The organism is Oceanospirillum linum, from assembly GCF_001995095.2.
GTDB classification, from domain to species: Bacteria; Pseudomonadota; Gammaproteobacteria; order Pseudomonadales; family Halomonadaceae; genus Oceanospirillum; species Oceanospirillum linum.
This window is the reverse complement of sequence record NZ_MTSD02000038.1, coordinates 1-623: the sequence shown is the minus strand read 5'-3', so window position 1 is coordinate 623 and position 623 is coordinate 1. Positions and strand designations below refer to the sequence as shown.

Genomic DNA, 623 nt, shown 5'->3' with positions numbered 1-623 from the left:
AAAGCCTTCTTTTAATAAGGTTTCATAACGGTCGATATCATCAGCACTACGGAAGTTGAACGCAGAGAAGTTCTGTTCAAGGTTCTGGCGAGTAACATTGACATCATCGGCCTATGGCACGCCTGGAATACCTTTCAAAATACCTTTGGTTGAAGGTGTAATCAGTAGTTCAGGCAGTTTCTGATCTTTCTGTAGACCATCAGGAATTGCAATACCACAGAACTCGCGCTCGCCTTTTGTATATGAGCGCCACATTGACCCTGTAATGTATTGGCGGCAAATTGCCTCAATCATAACTGGGCGTGCTTTCTGTACAATCCAAACAAAAGGGTGTGGAATGTCTAGAATATGACTATCGGCCAAACCTTGTTCACGAAATAGCTTGAACCAATGATTAGATATTGCATTCAGCGCAGCCCCTTTACCTGGTACGCCGTTCATACCACCTTCACCATGCCAGATGCAGTCAAAAGCAGAAATACGGTCACTAATCACCATGATAGCGAGAGGCGCATCAGGGACAACGTTGTAGCCTTTCTCTTTAATCAGGCGCTTGCTATCGGCTTCAGTTAGCCAATAAACAGAGCGAACTTTTCCACTATGAACAGGCTGATGGGTACGAA

Annotated in this window: 1 protein-coding gene; it reads right to left on the bottom strand. The window is 44.8% G+C overall.

All coding sequences use genetic code 11. From position 1 onward, the window contains the following. Positions 1 to 111: 111 nt before the first annotated feature. On the bottom strand, positions 112 to 623 hold a 512-nt coding region (locus BTA35_RS16510; protein WP_338013020.1), incomplete at its 5' end, for a phosphoribosylaminoimidazolesuccinocarboxamide synthase.